Below are 1,919 nucleotides of genomic sequence, written 5' to 3'. Positions count from 1 at the left end.
CACCTGCATATCTTGACCTGCATATCTGTTGAGAGTGGACGGGCTCGCCCCGGGAAACTATCACCCGGGGACTATCAACGTGCGCGACTAGCGACCCGCTTGGTGAACACAGGTTTTCCGCGGCGCGGAAAGCACTGCCTCCGCGCGGAAAACACCGCCTAGAAGACACCGCAAGACAGGGGCGACCGACACGAGGGCGAGCCAAGTCTGCCCTACCTGCTGGTGACAAGCTGCGGGTTCGTGATGTTGAACTCGCGGCCTTCCATCTGCAGCACCGCCTCCAGGGCATACGACTTGTTCTCGTTGTCCTCCGACGCACCCCACACAATGGTGCGGCCGTCGTTGGTGCGCAGCACGTGGTTGAGCGGTGCGACGTCGATGGCGGCAATTTCGTTTCGGGCTCGCTCGCTAATCGACGCCGCAATATCCACCACAGCCGCCATCGCCTCAGCATCCTCTACCGGTGCCCCAACGAGTTCAATAGCTTGCGGTGGTGGTTCGGCAACTAGGAAGTCGATGCCATTGCTGTCGATGAGATGCGTTCCGTCATCTTGTGCAATAAACGCCACCGCCACGTGCTCCGTGACCTCAACGTCAACGCTGCTCGGCCAGTCACGCGACACGGTTACGGTCTCCACCCAAGGGTCAGCGGCTATGTTCTGCGCAGCTCGACGCACATCCACACGCCCCATCGGCGTATCTGGCGCGATATCCGCAAGCTGCTGGACGTACTCTTCCGTCAACACGTGATTGCCGTGGACATTGATTCCTCGCATAGGGACCACTGGCGTGAATGGAGCTACCGCAGCCAGCACTGCCACAATGCCAAGACAGCCACCAATGGACAACGCCGCGCGACGGCGGCGAATCCGCTGTTGCACCGGATCAATCTTCGGTTTCTCATTCTCCGGCCACGCCGGTTGCTTTACAGGCTCAGGCTCAGGCTCAGGCTCTGGCTCTGGCTCTTCGGTCTCCGCAGGCTCGGCCTCGGGCTGTTCTGCCTCGAACTCCTCAGCCTCAGGCGCTTCAACCTCAACCTGTTCAACCTCAACCTCGGACTCGAGCTCCTCAGGCTCAGGCTGTTCGGCCGGGTCGTTGGGTTCGTCTTCCGGTGGCGGGAAGTTAATTTTCGTCGACATGGGTGCCTGCGGGTTGGGTGAGGGTGGTCAGGATTTCGTCGCCAAGCAGGGTGACGCTGCCGGCGCCCATGGTGAACACTAGGTCGCCCGGTTTGGTCACCGAAGCCACCGTGGCGGGCGCCGCGGAGAAGTCCGGCTCCAGTAGAACCGTGGTGGATTCGGCGATCTTGTCCGCAATCAAGCGCGAAGACACACCTTCGACGGGGGCTTCGCGGGCGCCGAAGATGTCGAGGAGCACGCAGGCGTCGGCAAGCGAGAGTGCCTCGGCGAACTCTGCTGCGAACTCCTGGGTGCGGGAGTACAGGTGGGGCTGGAAGCACACAACTACCCGGGCGCCGCTGCCTTCCGCGGCGACCTTTTCGCGCGCGGCGGTAAGTACGGCGGCGACTTCGGTTGGGTGGTGCGCGTAGTCGTCGTAAACCCGGGTGCCTTCAAACGCACCGTCGGTGATCTCGCCCTTGAGCTCAAAACGGCGACGCACGCCCGTGAAATCACTCAAACCCTGGGCAACCTGGGCGGGCTCACCGCCAACAAGCACTCCGGCAAGCAGAGCCGCGGCAGAGTTCAGCACCATGTGGCGACCCGGGATGGCCAGCTGGTAGGACACGCGCCAAGAATCAGACAACTCGATGGTCACGGCAACGCCGCCGTCAACCAGCGTCTCCTCAACAATCACCGCACCCGGCTGCAGGTCCGCATGCCGCGCGGCTGCCTCGGCAGTACCGTAACCCAACACGTTGATGCCACGGGCGGCGGCGCGCTTGCCGCAGGCGGCAGCGT

The 1,919-nt window shown here is 62.9% G+C and carries 2 protein-coding genes; both read right to left on the bottom strand.

From position 1 onward, the window contains the following. Nucleotides 1-212: 212 nt before the first annotated feature. Nucleotides 213-1,139: a cell division protein FtsQ/DivIB gene (locus HMPREF3104_RS11450; protein WP_083279109.1), complete on the bottom strand. Its 927-nt coding sequence runs from the start codon at nucleotides 1,137-1,139 to the stop codon at nucleotides 213-215. Beyond that, nucleotides 1,123-1,919, bottom strand: a 797-nt coding sequence (locus tag HMPREF3104_RS12845; protein WP_305763978.1) for a glutamate ligase domain-containing protein, incomplete at its 5' end; no start/stop codon positions are given. The genes HMPREF3104_RS11450 and HMPREF3104_RS12845, both read right to left, overlap by 17 nt.

The sequence above is a fragment of the Corynebacterium sp. HMSC30G07 genome (genome assembly GCF_001806945.1).
GTDB lineage: Bacteria > Actinomycetota > Actinomycetes > Mycobacteriales > Mycobacteriaceae > Corynebacterium > Corynebacterium riegelii.
This window is presented reverse-complemented; position numbering and strand designations above follow the sequence as displayed.

Coding starts and splice junctions, on each gene's coding strand:
- HMPREF3104_RS11450 (WP_083279109.1), bottom strand. CDS start 1,139: ATGTCGACGAAAATTAACTTCCCGCCACCGGAAGACGAACCCAACGAC.